Annotated in this window: 15 protein-coding genes; 11 read left to right on the top strand and 4 right to left on the bottom strand. The window is 61.3% G+C overall.

The window, feature by feature from the left end:
- The first annotated feature begins 19 nt into the window (after positions 1-19).
- Positions 20-994, top strand: a complete 975-nt coding sequence (locus AB4Z25_RS07955) for an ABC transporter permease (RefSeq protein WP_112385333.1) — start codon at positions 20-22, stop codon at positions 992-994.
- 58 nt (positions 995-1,052) lie between these two features.
- Positions 1,053-2,072: a zinc-binding alcohol dehydrogenase family protein gene (locus tag AB4Z25_RS07950; RefSeq protein WP_112538486.1), complete on the top strand. Its 1,020-nt coding sequence runs from the start codon at positions 1,053-1,055 to the stop codon at positions 2,070-2,072.
- On the opposite strand, the gene AB4Z25_RS07945 is transcribed toward AB4Z25_RS07950, so the two are convergent.
- Both AB4Z25_RS07945 and AB4Z25_RS07940 read right to left on the bottom strand, forming a co-directional pair.
- Positions 2,073-2,795: a copper homeostasis protein CutC gene (locus tag AB4Z25_RS07945; protein ID WP_112538485.1), complete on the bottom strand. Its 723-nt coding sequence runs from the start codon at positions 2,793-2,795 to the stop codon at positions 2,073-2,075.
- A 32-nt stretch (positions 2,796-2,827) separates the two neighbouring features.
- On the bottom strand, positions 2,828-4,039 hold the full coding sequence (locus tag AB4Z25_RS07940; RefSeq protein WP_112538484.1) for a LysR family transcriptional regulator: 1,212 nt from the start codon (positions 4,037-4,039) through the stop codon (positions 2,828-2,830).
- A gap of 417 nt (positions 4,040-4,456) precedes the next feature.
- On the opposite strand from AB4Z25_RS07940, the gene osmF reads away from it, so the two are divergent.
- The 6 genes from osmF to AB4Z25_RS07910 are packed head-to-tail and all read left to right on the top strand — an operon-like array spanning position 4,457 to position 11,170.
- Positions 4,457-5,365, top strand: coding sequence for a glycine betaine ABC transporter substrate-binding protein OsmF (osmF, locus tag AB4Z25_RS07935; RefSeq protein ID WP_112538483.1), 909 nt, complete (start codon positions 4,457-4,459; stop codon positions 5,363-5,365).
- Between the two features lie 58 nt (positions 5,366-5,423).
- Positions 5,424-6,590 (top strand): ABC transporter permease, encoded by a 1,167-nt coding sequence (locus tag AB4Z25_RS07930; protein ID WP_112538482.1) that lies wholly within the window; start codon positions 5,424-5,426, stop codon positions 6,588-6,590.
- Positions 6,587-7,531, top strand: a complete 945-nt coding sequence (locus AB4Z25_RS07925; RefSeq protein WP_112538481.1) for an ABC transporter ATP-binding protein — start codon at positions 6,587-6,589, stop codon at positions 7,529-7,531. The genes AB4Z25_RS07930 and AB4Z25_RS07925 overlap by 4 nt, the downstream gene beginning before the upstream one ends.
- Entirely contained in the window at positions 7,528-8,277 is a 750-nt protein-coding gene (locus tag AB4Z25_RS07920; RefSeq protein ID WP_112538480.1) for an ABC transporter permease, read from the top strand. Before AB4Z25_RS07925 ends, AB4Z25_RS07920 begins: the two co-directional genes overlap by 4 nt.
- Positions 8,278-8,323: 46 nt before the next feature.
- The gene (locus AB4Z25_RS07915; protein WP_112538479.1) at positions 8,324-8,719 is read left to right on the top strand and encodes a VOC family protein; all 396 of its coding nucleotides are present in this window, start codon (positions 8,324-8,326) and stop codon (positions 8,717-8,719) included.
- A 9-nt stretch (positions 8,720-8,728) separates the two neighbouring features.
- Positions 8,729-11,170 (top strand): glycoside hydrolase family 2 protein, encoded by a 2,442-nt coding sequence (locus tag AB4Z25_RS07910; protein ID WP_442207926.1) that lies wholly within the window; start codon positions 8,729-8,731, stop codon positions 11,168-11,170.
- A 56-nt stretch (positions 11,171-11,226) separates the two neighbouring features.
- Here the strand turns inward: AB4Z25_RS07910 and AB4Z25_RS07905 are convergent, their stop codons facing one another.
- Positions 11,227-11,619: a PRC-barrel domain-containing protein gene (locus tag AB4Z25_RS07905; protein WP_112538477.1), complete on the bottom strand. Its 393-nt coding sequence runs from the start codon at positions 11,617-11,619 to the stop codon at positions 11,227-11,229.
- A gap of 234 nt (positions 11,620-11,853) precedes the next feature.
- Between AB4Z25_RS07905 and AB4Z25_RS07900 the strand changes: the two genes are divergently transcribed.
- From AB4Z25_RS07900 to AB4Z25_RS07890, 3 genes are all read left to right on the top strand, one after another.
- On the top strand, positions 11,854-13,554 hold the full coding sequence (locus tag AB4Z25_RS07900; RefSeq protein WP_112538476.1) for a long-chain fatty acid--CoA ligase: 1,701 nt from the start codon (positions 11,854-11,856) through the stop codon (positions 13,552-13,554).
- A 425-nt stretch (positions 13,555-13,979) separates the two neighbouring features.
- Complete coding sequence (gene pgi, locus AB4Z25_RS07895) at positions 13,980-15,605, top strand: glucose-6-phosphate isomerase (protein ID WP_112538475.1); 1,626 nt, start codon at positions 13,980-13,982, stop codon at positions 15,603-15,605.
- A gap of 118 nt (positions 15,606-15,723) precedes the next feature.
- Entirely contained in the window at positions 15,724-16,527 is an 804-nt protein-coding gene (locus AB4Z25_RS07890; RefSeq protein WP_112538474.1) for an alpha/beta fold hydrolase, read from the top strand.
- 2 nt (positions 16,528-16,529) lie between these two features.
- On the opposite strand, the gene AB4Z25_RS07885 is transcribed toward AB4Z25_RS07890, so the two are convergent.
- On the bottom strand, positions 16,530-17,456 hold the full coding sequence (locus AB4Z25_RS07885) for a carbohydrate kinase family protein (RefSeq protein WP_442207925.1): 927 nt from the start codon (positions 17,454-17,456) through the stop codon (positions 16,530-16,532).
- Positions 17,457-17,510: the final 54 nt, after the last annotated feature.

The raw sequence follows: 17,510 nt of genomic DNA, 5'->3' as shown, positions 1-17,510 counted from the left end.
ATAAGAGGGAGAGAGAACAGTGACTGCAACCCCCACCGAAATTGCGCCTCCGCCGCCACGCCGCAAGGTCAACATTCTGTTCGGCCTGACGCTGATCGGTCTGCTGCTCTTCCTCTGGCTGATGCTCGGAATTTTCACCGCCAGCTTCTGGACGCCCCTGAATATCAGCAACCTGCTGCGGCAGGGATCGATGACGGCAATCCTGGCTCTCGGGCAGACCTTCGTGATCATCACGGCGGGTATCGACCTCTCGGTGGGCGCCATCGTCGGCTTTGCCGGTGTCATCATCGCCTGGCTTTTGCAGGCAGGCGTCCCGGTCTGGGCGGCTATCCTGCTCACCCTGCTGTTCGGCGTGCTGATCGGCACCTTTCACGGCTTCGGCATCGTCAAGATGGGCCTGCCGCCCTTCATCATCACACTGGCAACGCTGACATCGCTGCGTGGTATCGGCCTTTTGATCACCAACGGCTCGTCGATCAATATCGTCAACGAGGACTTCTCGAACTTCGCCCGCGCCGACTTCCTCGGTATTCCGAGCCTGTTCTGGATGGTGATCCTGGTCGCGGTGCCGAGTTTCGTGTTCCTGCATCTCAGCCGCTGGGGCCGCTATCTCTTCGCGGTCGGCTCGAATGCCGAAGCCGCGCGCCTTTCCGGCGTCAACGTCAACCGGATGATCTTCCTCGCCTATATTCTGTCTGCCACCTTTGCCGCCTTCGTCGGCGTGCTGCTGGCCTCGCGCATCGCCATCGGCAACGCGACACAGGCGGACGGCTGGGAGCTGCAGGCGATTGCTTCCTCGGTCATCGGCGGCACGTCGCTCTTCGGTGCGGTCGGCTCCGTCCACGGCCCGCTGATCGGCGCGTTCATTCTGGCGACCATCAACAACGGCGCGAACCTGCTCAACGTCAACTCCTTCTGGCAGCGCATCATCACCGGTCTTCTGATCATCGTGATCGTCTACTTCGACCAGTTGCGCCGCCGCCGGAGCGTCTGAGACGAAAAGCGAAGCCGGTCATCGACCGGCTTCTTCACTTCTGAATGCGAGAAACAAGATGAAAGCAGTGCTTTGCCAGAAGCCCGGTGTGCTCAAAATCGTCGAGCGCCCTTCCCCCGGCACGCCCGCTCCCGGCTGGGTGCGGCTGGCGGTCAGCCATGTCGGCATCTGCGGCACGGACTACCACATCTTCGAAGGCAAGCATCCTTTCCTCGAATATCCGCGCGTGATGGGGCATGAGATATCGGCCACCGTCGTCGAGACCGGCGACGGTGTGGCGATGGCAGTTGGAACGCCTGTGATCGTCAATCCCTACCTTTCCTGCGGCACCTGCGTTGCCTGCCGGAAGGACAAGCCGAACTGCTGCACCAACATCAAGGTTCTCGGCGTCCATACCGATGGCGCCTTCTGCGAAGAGATCACGGTACCCGCGGGCAATCTCTATGCCGCCAAGGGCCTCAGCCTCGAAGCCGCGGCGACCGTCGAGTTTCTTGCAATCGGCGCGCATGCGGTTCGCCGGTCGATGGCAGCCGCCGGTTCGCGCTCGCTCGTCATCGGTGCCGGGCCGATCGGGCTCGGAGCGGCCATCTTCTCGCGCATCGCCGGTCATCAGGTGACCCTGCTCGATACCAGCGCCGAGCGGCTGCAGATGGCCGCTGATCGTTTCGGCTTCCAGTCGGGCATCGTCGCGAACGAGGCAACCGCTGATGCAGTGAAGGCGGCGACAGATGGCGATGGTTTCGATGTGGTCTTCGATGCCACCGGCTACGGTCCGTCGATGGAAAAGGCCTTCTCCTTTGTTGCCCATGGCGGTGCGCTGGTGCTGGTCAGCGTCGTCAAGGACGATATCCGCTTCTCCGATCCTGAGTTCCACAAGCGCGAAATGATGGTGATCGGCAGCCGTAACGCGACGCAGATCGATTTCGAACATGTGGCGGATTCGATCGCCAAAGGCCTCGTGCCAGTCGACAAGCTGATCACCCACCGCACGACACTCGCGGACGCGCCGCGCGATCTCGCCCGCTGGGCGCATGAGAAGAGCGGCCTGATCAAGGCCGTGATCAAGGTCGCCGGTTGATCAGACCGCGTCGATGACCTGACGCATCTGGCGGACGATGCCTGTATCCGTCTGGTTCGAGCTGGGCGCTTCGAAACCGAAGGCAACCGCGCGCGGGTCCATGCTGGCCACCGCCGAGCTGCAGGAGCCGTGAATTTCCCGGGCGCCGGTAGCACGCAGGATCTCGGCAGCATTGGACGGGCGCACGCCGCTGCCCGGCATGATCGAAATACGGCCGGCAGCCTTGGCCGAAAGCCGCTTGAGGGTTTCGAGACCGTCCATCGCCTTGGGCACACAGCCTGATGTCAGGATGCGCTCGCAACCGAGTTCGACGGCCTGTTCAAGCGCCTCATCAGCATCCGGAACCAGATCGAAGGCGCGGTGCAGCGTGGAGCCAAGACCTGCGGAATGGGCCTTGAGGCGGTGGATGAGCGGCATGTCAAGCGTGCCATCCGGCCGGTTGGCGCCGATGACGACACCGGCGAGGCCGAAAGCTCTGACGGCGTCGATATCCGCCATCATCGATGCCTCGTCGGCCGCATCGAAGATGAACGGGCCGGCATGCGGGCGGATCATCGCGTAAACAGGGATCGGCGCTGCCGCCGCGGCTTTCATCATGCCTGCAACAGGCGTCAACCCGCCGAGTTCGAGAGCGGAGCAGAGTTCGATGCGGTTGGCGCCGCCTTCGATCGCGGCAGCAAGCCCCTTGGCGCTATCGACGCATACTTCAAGCAAAACCGGCATTTCTCATCTCCCGAATTGACGCGCCGAACGCTCTACGCCATGACCGGCGATTTTGCGATGGGTTGGCCGACGATTTTGCGCACGGCGCCGACGATCATCGTGCAGGCATCGGCGGAAGCTTTCCGGTGATTGAAGGCCACATGATAGGAAATCGGGATCTGCTCGGCCAGATCGACGATCCGCACCCGATCGGCAATCGGCAGCGCGCTGACGCGGCCGAGGAACGAGACATAGCCGTGATTGGCGACGAGATCGACGATCACGGGCAGCGAATCCGCCGCACGGATATCCTGATTGCGGAAGCGGCGGTTCACCATGCCGGCGCGGCTGAGCGCCGTCGCAGCATCGCCGAGACCCGTGCGCTCGCTTGGGGTGCAGATCGGATGGGCGGCGACCAGTGCGGCGACATCTGTCTCCGTGCTCTCCGGCGGGGCGATGGCGACAAGATCGGTGCGCAGCAGTTCGCGGTTCTGGAAGCTCTCGAGACCGAAGACGGAATCGAGAATGGCGACATCGATACGGCCGGATTTTAGCGCCTCGCGCAGGTCATCGGCGGTCATCGAGATCAGCGAGATGGCATTCTTGTTGCGGCCAGTGTTCCAATCGGCCACCAGCGCGCCGAGGCAGCGGGCCACCCAGCTTTCTGCGCCGGTCGGGATGATCGAGCCGATCCTCAGCGACCGGGCTGTGCGCTGATAGCGCTCGTCGGCGGCCGATTTCAGGTCGTTCCATGCCTGGCTGATCGCCGAGAAGATCGCGTAGGCGCGCCTGCCCTCCTCGGTCAGGGCCGAGCCCTGCGCCTGCCGTTCGAACAGCTTGTGGCCGGTGAATTTCTCGAGATTGGCGATCTGCAGCGAAAGCTGCGGCTGACCGAGGCCGAGACGGCGGGCAGCACGGTTGATGCTGCCCTGATCGGCGACCTCGAGAAAACGCTCTATGGTCGCGACCTTCACCGGGATGCGGGCAGCCCAGCCTTCGAAGTCTTCCGGTGCCTCACCCGAGAAATCGGCAAGTTGGTCGATCGCCTCCAGAACGGGCACCAATCCCTCGCCCACCTTGCTGCTGGCGATCAGCGTCACCAGCTCGCCGGAACTGCGTTCCGTCAGTTTCAGCGCCAATTCGCTTTCGAGATTGGAGACAGCCGCCGACACCGTCGATGCGGCCAGCGTGAAGCGCCGCGCGGTCTCTCTGACGGACCCCGATGACAGGACATGGCTGGCGATGAAAAGGGCACCCAGATGCAATGCGCGGGTCTCCGGAAGTCACTGAAAATCGGACACTATTGTGTGTTCACGAAAAAAGATATCCCATTTCGGAATTCGCAGGCTATCGTCACCGGACAAGAAAAGCGGGGCGATGGCTGATGAAGCCGTTGAGCACTCGATGATCGTGGAAACACGCAAGGGAACAAAAACAAATCCCGCCAGCATTGCATAAAGGAATGCAATTGCGCGCGCGGGACTGCTTTCACGGCGATAATCGCGCCGCGATCGCAAATACTGGAGAGGGGTTGCATCGATTTTTCGAGAACGCACACTATTTCCATGATGCTCGCAGGTCCGGCATGACGGCGGCTTTCGCCCGAGCCGGGGGACTTAACACGTGAAGGGCTCCGCCAGGGCTCTAGCGCTTGTAAACGGTGCAAACCAAGGGGACACTCCATGCTGAAGAAACTCGCACTTGCCGTTTCTATTTCCGCCTTTGCGGCGGGTGCGGCCCATGCTGCAGACGTCATCGTTTCGTCGAAGATCGATACCGAAGGCACGCTGCTCGGCAACGTCATCGCGCTCGCTCTGGAAGCCAACGGCATCAAGACCAAGGACCGCATCGCGCTTGGCGCAACGCCTGTCGTGCGCAAGGCGATCACCGCCGGCGAAATCGACATCTATCCCGAATACACCGGCAATGCCGGCTTCTTCTTCAACAAGGCCGATGACGCCGCCTGGAAGAATATCGACCAGGGTTATGCGCTGGCCAAGAAGCTCGACTATGACGCCAACAAGATCGTCTGGCTGACACCCTCGCCTGCCAACAACACCTGGGCGCTCGCCGTTCGCAGCGATGTCGCCGGTCCGAACAACCTCAAGACCATGTCGGACTTCGGCAAATGGGTTGCCGGCGGCGGCGCTGCGAAACTCGCGGCTTCTGCTGAATTCGTCAACTCGGCTGGCGCCCTGCCCGCCTTCCAGACGACCTACGGCTTCAAGCTGACGGCCGATCAGGAAGTGGTGCTGTCTGGCGGTGACACGGCTGCGACCATCAAGGCCGCTGCCGACCAGACCAACGGCGTCAACACTGCCATGGTCTACGGCACCGACGGCGCGATCCAGGCTGCCGAGCTCGTCGTTCTCGAAGACGACAAGAGCGTGCAGCAGGTCTACGCCCCGACCCCGATCATCCGCGAAGAGGTGCTGAAGGCCAATCCGAAGATCGAGGAAGTGCTCGCTCCGATCTTCAAGAGCCTGACCGCTGACGAACTGCGCAAGCTCAACGCAAAGATCCAGGTCGACGGCGAGCCGGCAAAGTCTGTCGCCGAAGGCTATCTGAAGGAAAAAGGCTTCCTGAAGTAATTCACATGGCTCCGCCCTTCGGGGCGGAGCTACCTTCTTTGCGGACAGGGATGGATCGATGGAAGAAACCTTAGCGGTCCGCAAACTGGACCGGCTCGGCGTGGTGTTGGTGATTGCGGGCGTTGTTGCCGCTGCCCTTCTGCCCTTCATCTATGTGAAGGCGAACCGCATTGCCTCCGGCAAGCCGATGCTTCTCACGCAGCTTCTCGACCAGCCCGCCACCATCATTCTCACCCTCCTGCTCATCGCCACCGCCTTTGCCGCGCTCTTCCTGCAAAATGCCGTGCTGCGGCTTGCCATCAGCACGCTGGCGCTGGCGGCACTGATCGCCGCAATCGGCTTTGCCGCGACAACCTTCACCCCCGCCAACAGCAATGCGGCGCGCATGACGCCCGGCGGCAGCTTCTGGATCCTGCTCGGCGTCGTCGGCCTGATCGTCTCGGATGCGCTGGTGAAAATCCGGCTGACACCCTGGATGCGGGTGGCAGCACTTGCCGCCTACAGCGCGTTGCTGGCGGTCTGCCTCACGTCCGGTCTGCTCGACAGCCTGTCGATCATGAAGGAATTCTCGACACGTTCGGCGCAGTTCTGGTCCGAGGCTTGGTCGCATCTGCTGCTGGCCTTCGGGTCGCTGGCGATTGCCATCGTCATCGGGTTGCCGCTCGGTATCTTCTGCTTCTGGGTGCCGAAGCTGCGCGCTGCGGTTCTGCAGGGACTGAGCCTCATCCAGACCATCCCGAGCCTGGCGCTGTTCGGCATCCTGATGCTGCCGCTCGGCTATATCGCAACGCATGTGCCGCTGGCTGCCGAGCTCGGCATCCGCGGTATCGGCACAGCGCCGGCGCTGATCGCACTGGTGCTCTATTCACTGCTACCGATCGTCGCCAATACCGTGGTCGGCCTCGAAGGCGTCGATCCCTCGGTACGCGATGCGGCAGCGGGCATGGGGCTGACGCGCCGCCAGATCCTGACCGGGATCGATCTGCCTTTGGCACTGCCCGTCATCGTCACAGGCATCCGCATCGTGCTCGTGCAGGCAATCGGCCTCGTCACCATCGCGGCACTCATCGGCGGCGGCGGCTTCGGCATCTTCATCTTCCAGGGCATCGGCCAGACGGCGATGGACCTCGTCATGCTTGGCGCCGTGCCAACCGTCTTCTTCGCCTTCTCATCGGCCGTCATCCTGGATGCGGTCATCGACAGCATACGGGGATCCGCCGCATGACCATGATCGAGATCAGGAACGTCACCAAGCGCTATGGCGCCGCCACCGTCGTCGACAATGTCTCGATGCGCGTCGAGAAGGGATCGGTCACCGTGATCGTCGGCACCTCGGGCTCCGGCAAATCGACGCTGATGCGGATGATCAACCGGCTGGTGCCGATCACCGAGGGAGAGATTTTCGTCGCCGGGCAAAACGTCATGGACGTGCCGGTGACAGAACTTCGCCGCAAGATCGGCTATGCGATCCAGGGCCACGGCCTCTTCCCCCACCGCACCGTGGCGCAGAATATAGCAACAGTGCCTCAGCTTCTCGGCTGGGATGGCACCCGCATCGCCAAGCGCGTCGAAGAACTGCTCGGCCTCTTCAATCTCGATCCGGCGACCTTTGCCGAGAAATATCCGCACCAGCTTTCCGGTGGCCAGCAGCAGCGCGTCGGCGTTGCACGCGCCTTGGCGGCAGAACCCGAAGTGCTGCTGATGGACGAGCCCTTCGGCGCGCTCGACCCCGTGATCCGCGGCAAGGCGCAGGACGACCTGCTGGCGATCCAGAAGCAATTCGGCACCACCGTCATCCTCGTCACCCACGACATGGACGAGGCTTTTCATCTCGGAAACCAGATCGCCGTAATGAGCGGCGGCAAGCTGCTGCAGTGCTCGACGCCGGAAAAGATCCTGACCGAACCTGCCGATCCCTTCGTGCAGCAACTGACAGGCACATCGGATCGTGCGCTTAAGCTGATGTCACTCTCGCCGCTGAAGGAAAGCATGGCGCCTGCCAAGAGCGGCCTCGGCTTTTCGCTGCCACAATCGCTCAGCCTGCGCGATGCGCTGGCCGAGATGATCTGGCAGGGCTCCGAGGAAGCGGCGGTCACGGACGGCGCAAAGACACCGGTCGGATCGATATCGATGACCAAGCTGCTCGAGCTGGGCCGCAAGGCATGAAGTTCATCGTCGCCAATATCTTCCGTGTGGCGGCATTCGCGCTGCTCCTGATCCTGCTGTTCAGGACGGAGTGGCTTTCCTTCATGCTCGTGCCGCTGACCAATAACAACGCGCCGCCCGTTTACACGCAGAACAGCCTGCCCTCCCTGGCGTTGGCGCATCTGGAGCTGGTGATCGGCTCGATCGTCTTCACCGCCATTCTGGCGATCCTTGCCGGCGTGTTCGTGACCCGCAAAAGTGGGGAGGATTTTCTGCCGCTGTCGCGCGCAATCGCCAATGCCGGGCAGACCTTTCCGCCTGTCGCGGTTCTGGCACTTGCGGTCCCAGCCACCGGCTTCGGGGCTGCGCCGACGCTGATTGCGCTCTTCCTCTATGGCCTGCTGCCGATCTTCGAAAACACCGTCTCTGGCATCCGGCAGGTCAATCCCGCCATTCTCGATGCCGCAGATGGCATGGGGATGAACGCGACGCAGCGGCTGTTCAAGGTGGAACTGCCGCTCGCCTTGCCCTTGATCCTCGAGGGTTTGAAGGTCGCGACCGTCATCAATATCGGCACGGCGACGATCGGTTCCACGGTGGCGGCCAAGGGGCTCGGCGAGGTCATTATCGCCGGCCTGATCTCCGACAATACCGCCTTCATCCTGCAGGGCGGCCTGATCGTCGGCCTGATGGCGGTGCTGATCTATGATGCGATGGGTCTCGTCGAAAGCGCGATCACCCGCAGAATTGGCTTGCGCCCCGCCTGATCCGGCGGCTACCAAGGCTGCCGTGATACGGCATGAGGAGGCTGCCTTGGCAAAGATGATTCACTCCATGATCCGCGTTGTCGAAGAGGCGCGGTCCGTCGAGTTCTACGGCAAGGTGTTCGGCCTCACGGTTGCCGATCGCGTCGATTTCGAGACCTTCACGCTTGTTTACATGAGCAATCCGGAGACCGGCTTCGAGCTGGAGCTGACAGTCAACAAGGGCCGCACCGCGCCCTACAATCTCGGCGATGGCTACGGGCATCTCGCCATCTCAGTGGATGAAGTCGCCGTCGAGCATGCGCGGCTGGAGAAGGCCGGGCTCAATCCCGGCAAGCTGGTCGAGCTCAATCGCGACGGCAAGCTTTTCGCCTTGTTCTTCTTCATCACCGATCCTGACGGCTACAAGATCGAAGTCCTGCAGCGCCACGGCCGTTTTCAGTAAGAGCATTCAATGATCGAGAAGACAGAACTGCATACAGGCTGGACCCTTTCCTGCAACGATACAGGTCGGCCAGGACTGCCCGAGAGCATTCCGGCCACCGTGCCCGGCTGCGTCCATACCGACCTGCTTGCGGCACGGCTCATCCCCGATCCTTATCTCGACGTCAACGAGATCACCAATGACTGGATCGGCCGTTGCGAATGGGTTTACCGGCTGAGTTTCGACGCTGTGCCCGATGAAGCCAAGGTCCAGGAACTGGTCTTCGATGGACTGGATACGATCGCGACGATCCGGTTGAACGGCGAAGAGATCGGCCGGACGTTCAACCAGCACAGGACCTATCGCTTCGATGTTTCTGGCCGCCTGAAGGCCGGCTCGAACGAGCTCTCTGTCACCTTCCACTCCGCTTATGCCTATGGCGCGGAGATGGAGAAGCAATACGGCTACCGGCCGAACAACTATCCAGGCCCCGGCAACCTGATGCGCAAGATGGCCTGCAACTTCGGCTGGGACTGGGGTCCAACGCTGGTGACGGCAGGCATCTGGAAACCGGTGCGGCTGGAAAGCTGGGACCGGGCGCGGCTGGCGGAGACGCGTGTTTCAGCGACGCTTGCCGGTGGTGATGGCGTGGTAACGATCAACGCCAGGATGACGGCCCAACAGGACTGTCAGGGCTGCTCGATCGTGGCACTGATCGGCGGCGTTTCGCATGCTATCGAGGTCAGTGCTTCCGGCGAGGCAAGCTTTCAGGTGACCGTGCCCTCACCGCAGATCTGGTGGCCGCATCATCTGGGCGGCCAACCGCTTTATCCGCTCTCCATCGAATTGCGCGATGCCGGCGGCCATGTTCTGGACAGCTATGCGAAGGAGATCGGCTTCCGATCCATCCGCCTCGACACCGCGCCGGACGAGCATGGCTCGGCCTTCACCTTCATCGTCAATGACGTGCCGCTCTTTGCCTGCGGTGCCAATTGGATTCCCGACGATTGTTTTCCGTCGCGTGTGACTGCCGAACGCTACGCCGCGCGGATCGATGAGGCGAAGGCGGCGAATATCAACATGCTGCGCGTCTGGGGCGGCGGCATCTTCGAACGCGACGAATTCTACGAAGCCTGCGACCGCGCCGGCATGATGGTCTGGCAGGATTTCCTCTTTGCCTGCGCCTCCTATCCCGAAGAGGAGCCGTTGCTTGGCGAGGTTGAAGCCGAGGTTCGCGACAACGTCGTCAGGCTGATGCCACATGCCTCGCTGATGGTCTGGAACGGCAATAACGAGAACATCTGGGGCTTCGACGAGTGGGGCTGGCGGCCGATCATCAAGGACGGCGTCAGCTGGGGGCTTGGCTATTATCTCGATGTTCTGCCGAGGCTCTGCGCCGCACTTGATCCTGATAGGCCCTATTATCCCGGCAGTCCCTATTCCGGCAGCATGGATATCGAGCCGAACGACGACGGGCACGGCTGCAAGCATATCTGGGACGTCTGGAACGATGTTGGCTGGGAGGTCTACCGAAACTACATTCCGCGCTTCTGCTCCGAATTCGGTTGGCAGGCGCCGCCGAACTGGGCAACTCTGGAAGAGAGCGTGCATGATGCGCCGCTGACGCCGCAGTCGTACGGCGTCTTCCACCACCAGAAGGCAACGCAGGGCAACGAAAAGCTGATCCGCGGCCTCTCGGGCCACTTGCCAGTGCCTCAAACCATGGACGACTGGCATTTCGCGACACAGCTCAATCAGGCGCGGGCGATCCGCTTCGCGATCGAGCACATGCGCTCGCACCGCGCGATCTGTAAGGGCGCCATCGTCTGGCAGTTCAACGATTGCTGGCCGGTAACCTCCTGGGCAGCGCTCGATTCCGCCGGCCGCCGTAAGCCACTCTGGTATGCGATGCAGCAGGCCTTCGATCCGCGCCTGCTGACCATCCAGCCGCGCGGCCGCAAGCTGGCAGCGGTCGCCGTCAATGAGCGGACGCTCTTCTGGCGATCGAAAATTGCGGGCAAGCGCATGCGCCTAGACGGCACCGTGCTGGCGGAATTCGAATTCTGGCGGCTGCTCTGCGACCGGTTCGAGGCGAAGGAATTCGAACTTGCGGATGACATCGCGACGCCGGACAACGCAGCGAACGAAGTCGTGATGGTACAAATGCTCGACAAGCGGGCGTTCCACTATTTCGTCGAGGATATCGATCTGAAATTGCCGAAGCCGGAGATGACGGTTTCGATGAATGCGACCGCCGATGGTTTCGATGTCATCGTCACGGCGGGTACTTTTCTCAAGGATCTCTGCCTGATGGCGGATCGGCTGGACCCGGCTGCTGTTGTCGATAGCATGCTGATCACGCTGTTGCCGGGCGAAAGCCATACGTTCGCGATCAAGACTAGGAAGACATTCAAGGCTCGGGATATCACTCCGGGCGTCGTTCTTCGCTGCGCCAACGACCTCCTGCCCTAAAACGCCAAAAGGCCCCGCAAGCAGCGGGGCCTCTTCCGGCTCGTCCCAAGAACGAATTACATCCAGTAGGGCGGCACGCCATAGTAATCGTAAACACGGCGGCCGTTTTCGTTGTACCAGGTGTCGTCATCATCTGCGTAGCTCGGCGCTCCCTCGATCTGCTCCTTGGTCAGATCGATGCGGTAGCCGTCCAGCTGGGTATCGTAATTCAGCTTTTCCCACGGCAGCGGGTAATGATCGTGACCGATACCGAGGAAGCCGCCGAAGCTCAGCACGGCATAGGCAACACGCCCATCGCGCTTGCCGATAATCAAGCGCTCGATCGAGCCGATATGCTTGCCATCTGCACCATAAACGCGGGTGCCTTCCACGCGGTCGCTGGCAATCAGCGAATGCGTGTCCTTGACGTTGGGATCACGGCGGCTGGCGTCTGTATCCTGATTAAGCATTGTCTGCTCCTTTGCTGTTTTTGATGATGGGAGAACGCCACGCTGGAGTCATTGTTCCCCGCCTTATCGCAAATGCGCGATTGCATATTATTGACGTTTACGTCAAAGTTAGTGTAACGCTGAATGCGGCTTGAACCATTCGGCCATTGGCATAAGCTGCCCGCAAGGATGATGGAGGATTGTCCGCCGGCAGCCGCAAACCGGCATTCGTGGCCGGATAGGGAGAGAGACACGATGAACAGCATTTCCGTCCATCCTGGCGGCGACAAGCGGGAAAGGCCCTGGCTTGCCACCTATCCGGATATCGTGCCCCCCGAACTGCCGCCGCTGGAATATGATTCGCTGGCCGAACTGCTGGAAAAGTCCTGCGAGCGCTATGCCAATCGTGTCGCCTTCTCCAGCATGGGCAAATCCCTGACCTATCGCGAGCTGGAAGTGCAGACCCGCAAGGTCGCCTCCTGGCTGCAGAGCCTTGGCCTGCAGAAGGGTGATCGCGTCGCCGTCATGATGCCGAACGTGCTGCAGAACCCTGTCGCGGTCTACGGCATTCTGCGCGCCGGGCTGACGGTCGTGAACGTCAATCCGCTCTATACGCCGCGCGAACTCGAGCATCAGTTGCGCGATGCCGGTGCGAAGGCGATCTTTGTGCTGGAGAATTTTGCCCGCACGGTGGAGCAGGTTCTCGTCAAGACCGACGTGCGCCACGTCGTCGTTACCTCGCTTGGCGAGATGCTCGGCGCCAAGGGCCTGATCGTCAATCTGGTGGTGCGCAAGGTCAAGAAACTTGTGCCCTCATGGTCCATCCCGCAGCACAAGACCTTCAAGCAGGTCTTGTCGGAAGGCGCAGGCCGGTCGCTGCAGCGTCCGGCGCTCAGCGGCGATGACATCGCCTTCCTGCAATATACCGGTGGCACGACCGGCGTTGCCAAGGGTGCAATGCTGACCCACCGCAATCTGCTTGCCAACAAGCTGCAGCTGCAGCTGTGGCTGAAATCGGCCTTCGACAAGAAGAAGCAGCCGGAGGTGCTGAACTTCCTCTGCGCCCTGCCGCTCTACCATATCTTCGCGCTGACGGTGAATTCTCTGATGGGCATGTCGCTTGGCGCCCATAACATCCTGATCGCCAACCCGCGCGATATTCGGGGCTTTGTGAAGGAATTCAGCAAGGCCAATGTCCATATCTTCCCCGGGCTCAACACGCTCTTCAACGCGCTGATGAACAATGCCGAGTTCGCCAAGCTCGACTTCTCGTCGCTCGTCATGTCGCTCGGTGGCGGCATGGCCGTGCAGCGGCCGGTCGCCGAGCGCTGGCTGAAGATGACCGGCTCGCATATCACTGAAGGTTATGGCCTCTCCGAGACCTCGCCGGTCGCGACTGCCAACCGCTTCGACTCTCCTGAATTCACCGGCTCGATCGGTCTGCCGATCCCCTCGACGGAACTCGATATCCGGGACGAAGACGGCAATTCGCTGCCGCTCGGCGAGATCGGCGAGATCTGCATCCGTGGGCCGCAGGTCATGGCCGGCTACTGGAACAAGCCGGAGGAAACGGCCCGGGTGATGACCCCGGACGGTTATTTCCGCACTGGCGACATGGGCTTTATGGACGAGCGCGGTTATACGAAGATCGTCGATCGCAAGAAGGACATGATCCTCGTTTCGGGTTTCAACGTCTATCCAAACGAGATCGAGGAAGTTGCCGCAATGCACCCCGGCATTCTCGAGGCCGCCGCGATCGGCGTTCCGGATGGCCACTCAGGCGAGACGGTGAAGCTGTTCGTCGTTCGCAAGGATCCCAACCTGAGCGAAGCCGAGGTGAAGGCGCACTGCGCTGAAAACCTCACCAATTACAAACGGCCGCGGATCATCGAATTCCGCACCGAACTGCCGAAGAGCCCGGTCGGGAAAATCCTTCGCAAGGATCTGCGCGGGTAAACTCACGTATAATTGAAAACAACCATAAGATGTGATTTGATCGCACTGTTTCCGGGCAAAAGCAGCATGGGTCGAGACCAGCCGGCCCACCGGTGAGGATGGGCCGCGCCGGCTCAGGCAAGAGCCTTGCTTTGTGAAACGGAGGTAATGCGATGTGGTATAAACCGCTAAGCGTTACGCTTATGGTAAGGAAAACCCGGACGAGCTGGTCAGTGTCCGTCCGGGTCACCATTCTTACAAAATAAGCCACGGCAGGCGGAGCACCAACTCCGTCTGCCACTCCATAAATATACCTGCACTCTCCCTTTTCATCAAGCGCGGCACAACTCGTGTCATTTTTTGCAGGCAGCCTGTGGCTGAACTTGATTTGCGCCCTACAAAGCGAATAGTTTCCGCAACCCTCTCCGCCTCCAAAGGAGCCTCCCATGAATGCCATCGTCGAAAAGCTGAAGAGCACTGCGGCCACCACCAAAGCAACGGATATCCGCGCTGCCTTCGCCGCCGATCCCAAGCGCTTCTCGCGCTTCACCGCCTCTCTCGACGATCTCTTGATGGATTACTCGAAGACCGCCGTAAACGATGAGATCCTGGCGCTTCTCGTCAAGCTCGCCGAAGAAGGCGGCGTTGCCAAGAAGCGTGACGAAATGTTCTCCGGCGTGGCAATCAACTTCACGGAAGACCGTGCCGTGCTGCACACCGCGCTGCGCAACCGGTCCAACACACCTGTTCTCGTTGATGGCAAGGATGTCATGCCTGACGTCAACGGCGTGCTTGCGGCGATGGGCAAGTTTGCCGACGGTATCCGCTCGGGCGCGCTGAAGGGTGCCACCGGCAAGAAGATCACCGACGTCGTCAATATCGGCATCGGCGGCTCAGACCTTGGCCCGGTCATGGCAACACTGGCGCTGGTGCCATTTCATGACGGCCCGCGGGCGCATTTCGTGTCCAACATCGATGGCGCGCATATTGCCGATACGCTGAAGCTGGTTCAGCCGGAAACGACGCTCTTCATCATCGCATCGAAGACCTTCACCACTGTCGAGACGATGACCAACGCGCAGACGGCGCGCCAGTTCATCGCCAAGGCTCTCGGCGATGCCGCCGTTCAGCACCACTTCGCGGCCGTTTCCACCGCGCTCGACAAGGTTGCCGCATTCGGTATCGACAGCGCGCGCGTCTTTGGCTTCTGGGATTGGGTCGGCGGCCGCTACTCGCTGTGGTCTGCCATCGGCCTGCCGATCATGATCGCCATCGGCCCGGACAATTTCGGCAAGTTCCTCGATGGCGCCCATGCCGTGGACAACCATTTCCGCAAGGCGCCTGTTGCAGAAAACCTGCCGATGCTTCTCGGCCTGATCGGCTTCTATCACCGCAACGTTCTCGGTTATGCCACCCGAGCCGTACTGCCTTACGACCAGCGCCTGTCGCGGTTCCCTGCCTATCTGCAGCAGCTCGACATGGAATCGAATGGCAAGGGCGTGACGATCGACGGCACGTCGGTCGAGGGCAATTCCGGTCCTGTTGTCTGGGGCGAGCCCGGCACAAACGGCCAGCACGCCTTCTACCAGCTGATCCACCAGGGCACGAGCATCATTCCGGCGGAATTCATGATTGCCGCCAACGCCTTCGAGCCCGAGCTGCGCCACCAGCACCAGCTGCTGATGGCAAACGTTCTCGCCCAGTCGGAAGCGCTGATGAAGGGCCGCACCTTCGAGGAAGCCAAGAAACAGCTCACCGACAAGGGCATGGATGGCAAGAAGGCCGATTTCATCGCGCCGCACCGTGTCTTCACCGGCAACCGCCCGTCGATCACCTTCGTCTATGACAAGCTGACGCCCTATGCGCTCGGCCGCTTGATCGCGCTCTATGAGCATCGCGTCTTCGTCGAAGGCGTGCTGTTCCGCATCAACTCCTTCGACCAGTGGGGCGTCGAGCTCGGCAAGGAACTGGCGACCGGCCTGCTGCCTGTCGTCGAAGGCAAGGAAAGCGCCGCGAGCCACGACTCCTCGACGCAGGGTCTCGTCGCTGCGCTGGCGAAGCTTGCCAAGTAAGGCGACCCCTCAATCAACTATCAAGCCCATCCGCCAGCGCGGGTGGGCTTTTTTGTTTGATGCTGTCGAATGACGGAACATCTATTCGTCCTATGGGAAATGCACGAGGAGATTGCCTATGGAATTCACCGACGACGAGCTTTTCAAATTCGATGAGAGCAGCGCTGAGCCGCTGCCCGCCTCCGGTGCGGAAGGCCGGGTTTCAAATGATGGTGCGCAAATCTGGTATGCCAGCTATGGCGCCGGTCCGGCAGTAATCCTGCTGCATGGCGGGCTCGGGAATGCCGGGAACTGGGGCTACCAGGTGCCGGCGCTGGTCGATGCAGGATATCGTGTCATCGCCATCGATAGCCGCGGCCATGGACGCAGCACGCGCGACGATCGGCCGTTCAGCTATGTCCTGATGTCCGATGACGTGCTTGCCGTCATGGATCATCTGGAGATCGGGAAAGCCGCGGTGATCGGCTGGAGCGATGGCGCCTGTACAGCGCTGATCCTTGCCGACCGGCATCCAGAGCGCGTATCGGGCGTCTTCTTCTTTGCCTGCAACATGGATGCAACGGGCACGCTCGAATTCCGGCCGACGCCGGTCATCGACCGCTGCTTCAGCCGCCATCGGAAGGATTATCAGGCGCTCTCCGCAACACCCGACGGCTTCGAAGCTTTCGTTGCCGATGTCGGGAAGATGATGCAGAGCGAGCCGAACTATACCGCGGCCGGGCTACAAGCGATCAAGGTGCCGGTCGCGGTTGCGATCGGCGAGAGCGACGAATTCATCCGGCGCGAGCACATGGATTATCTTGCCAAGACCATTCCTGACGCCGAGTTCATTCTCATCCCCGGCGTCAGCCATTTTGCGCCGCTGCAGCGGCCCGCGCTCTTCAATGAAGAGGTCCTGGGCTTTCTCAAGCGCAGGACCTGATCTCAGAGGCCGATTTCGCGCGCCCATGGCGGGTTTGCGCCGGCACGGGAGACGGTGACAGCCGCAGCCTTGGCGCCGAGCGCCAGGGCGTTGCCGAGCGCCTTTTCGTCGAGCGAGGCGACCTGCGCCTTGGTCAGCAGGTTGTCCATCTTCAGCGACGCGAGAACGCCGGCATCGAACGTGTCACCGGCACCGACGGTATCGACCACGGTCACGCGCTCGCTCGGCACCGTGACCTTGCGCTCGTTCGTGTAGCCCGATGCGCCCTCGGCGCCCTTGGTGATAACGACGAGCTTGGCGCCGTGCTTCAGCCAGTAGGCTGCCAGATCGTCATGGCTGCCTTCGAGACCGAACCACTCCAGATCCTCATCGGAGAATTTCAGGATGTCCGACTTGGCCGCCATGCGCTTGATGCGCGCCATGTGGGCTTCCTTGTTCTTGATGAAGCCCGGACGGATGTTGGGATCGAGCGAGATGACGCGCTTTCCGGCCTCGCGGTCAAGCAGCGCCTCATAGGTTTCGCCGCAGGGGCTTGGGATAAGGCTGATGGCGCCAAAGTGCAGCGCTTCGCAATCGTCACCAAGAACAGGAAGGTCGTCAGTGGTGATCATGCGTCCTGCTGTTCCTTCGTCGTAGAAGGCATAGGTGGCCTGGCCGTTGACCAGCTTGACGAAAGCAATGGTCGAGGGCCGTGGCGCGATGGCGCAAGGGCTGTAGTCGACATTGCTGGCCTTCAGAGTGCCGAGCAGGATTTCGCCCATCATGTCATCGGCAATGCCGGTGAAGAAGGCGGTCGGCACGCCGAGGCGGCCGAGCGCGATCGCGGTGTTGAAGATCGCGCCACCGGCATAGGGTGCAAAACCCTTTTCGCCCTGGGTCGTCTCACGCGGCAGCATATCGATCAGCGCTTCGCCGCAGCACAAAATCATCGGATTTCCTCCCAAAAAGGCCGTGTTGCCTCAATCCATTAAGTGAGCTTTTGT

Source organism: Rhizobium sp. RAF36 (genome assembly GCF_052114105.1).
Taxonomy (GTDB): Bacteria; Pseudomonadota; Alphaproteobacteria; order Rhizobiales; family Rhizobiaceae; genus Rhizobium.
The sequence above is the reverse complement of the archived record's forward strand: the minus strand, read 5'-3'. Positions and strand labels throughout refer to the sequence as shown.

Excerpts from the sequence above, each read along its gene's own strand:
- AB4Z25_RS07950 (WP_112538486.1), top strand. The coding sequence starts at position 1,053 with ATGAAAGCAGTGCTTTGCCAGAAGCCCGGTGTGCTCAAAATCGTCGAG.
- AB4Z25_RS07945 (WP_112538485.1), bottom strand. The coding sequence starts at position 2,795 with ATGCCGGTTTTGCTTGAAGTATGCGTCGATAGCGCCAAGGGGCTTGCT.
- osmF (WP_112538483.1), top strand. The coding sequence starts at position 4,457 with ATGCTGAAGAAACTCGCACTTGCCGTTTCTATTTCCGCCTTTGCGGCG.
- AB4Z25_RS07930 (WP_112538482.1), top strand. The coding sequence starts at position 5,424 with ATGGAAGAAACCTTAGCGGTCCGCAAACTGGACCGGCTCGGCGTGGTG.
- AB4Z25_RS07925 (WP_112538481.1), top strand. The coding sequence starts at position 6,587 with ATGACCATGATCGAGATCAGGAACGTCACCAAGCGCTATGGCGCCGCC.
- AB4Z25_RS07920 (WP_112538480.1), top strand. The coding sequence starts at position 7,528 with ATGAAGTTCATCGTCGCCAATATCTTCCGTGTGGCGGCATTCGCGCTG.
- AB4Z25_RS07910 (WP_442207926.1), top strand. The coding sequence starts at position 8,729 with ATGATCGAGAAGACAGAACTGCATACAGGCTGGACCCTTTCCTGCAAC.
- AB4Z25_RS07905 (WP_112538477.1), bottom strand. The coding sequence starts at position 11,619 with ATGCTTAATCAGGATACAGACGCCAGCCGCCGTGATCCCAACGTCAAG.
- AB4Z25_RS07900 (WP_112538476.1), top strand. The coding sequence starts at position 11,854 with ATGAACAGCATTTCCGTCCATCCTGGCGGCGACAAGCGGGAAAGGCCC.
- pgi (WP_112538475.1), top strand. The coding sequence starts at position 13,980 with ATGAATGCCATCGTCGAAAAGCTGAAGAGCACTGCGGCCACCACCAAA.
- AB4Z25_RS07890 (WP_112538474.1), top strand. The coding sequence starts at position 15,724 with ATGGAATTCACCGACGACGAGCTTTTCAAATTCGATGAGAGCAGCGCT.
- AB4Z25_RS07885 (WP_442207925.1), bottom strand. The coding sequence starts at position 17,456 with ATGATTTTGTGCTGCGGCGAAGCGCTGATCGATATGCTGCCGCGTGAG.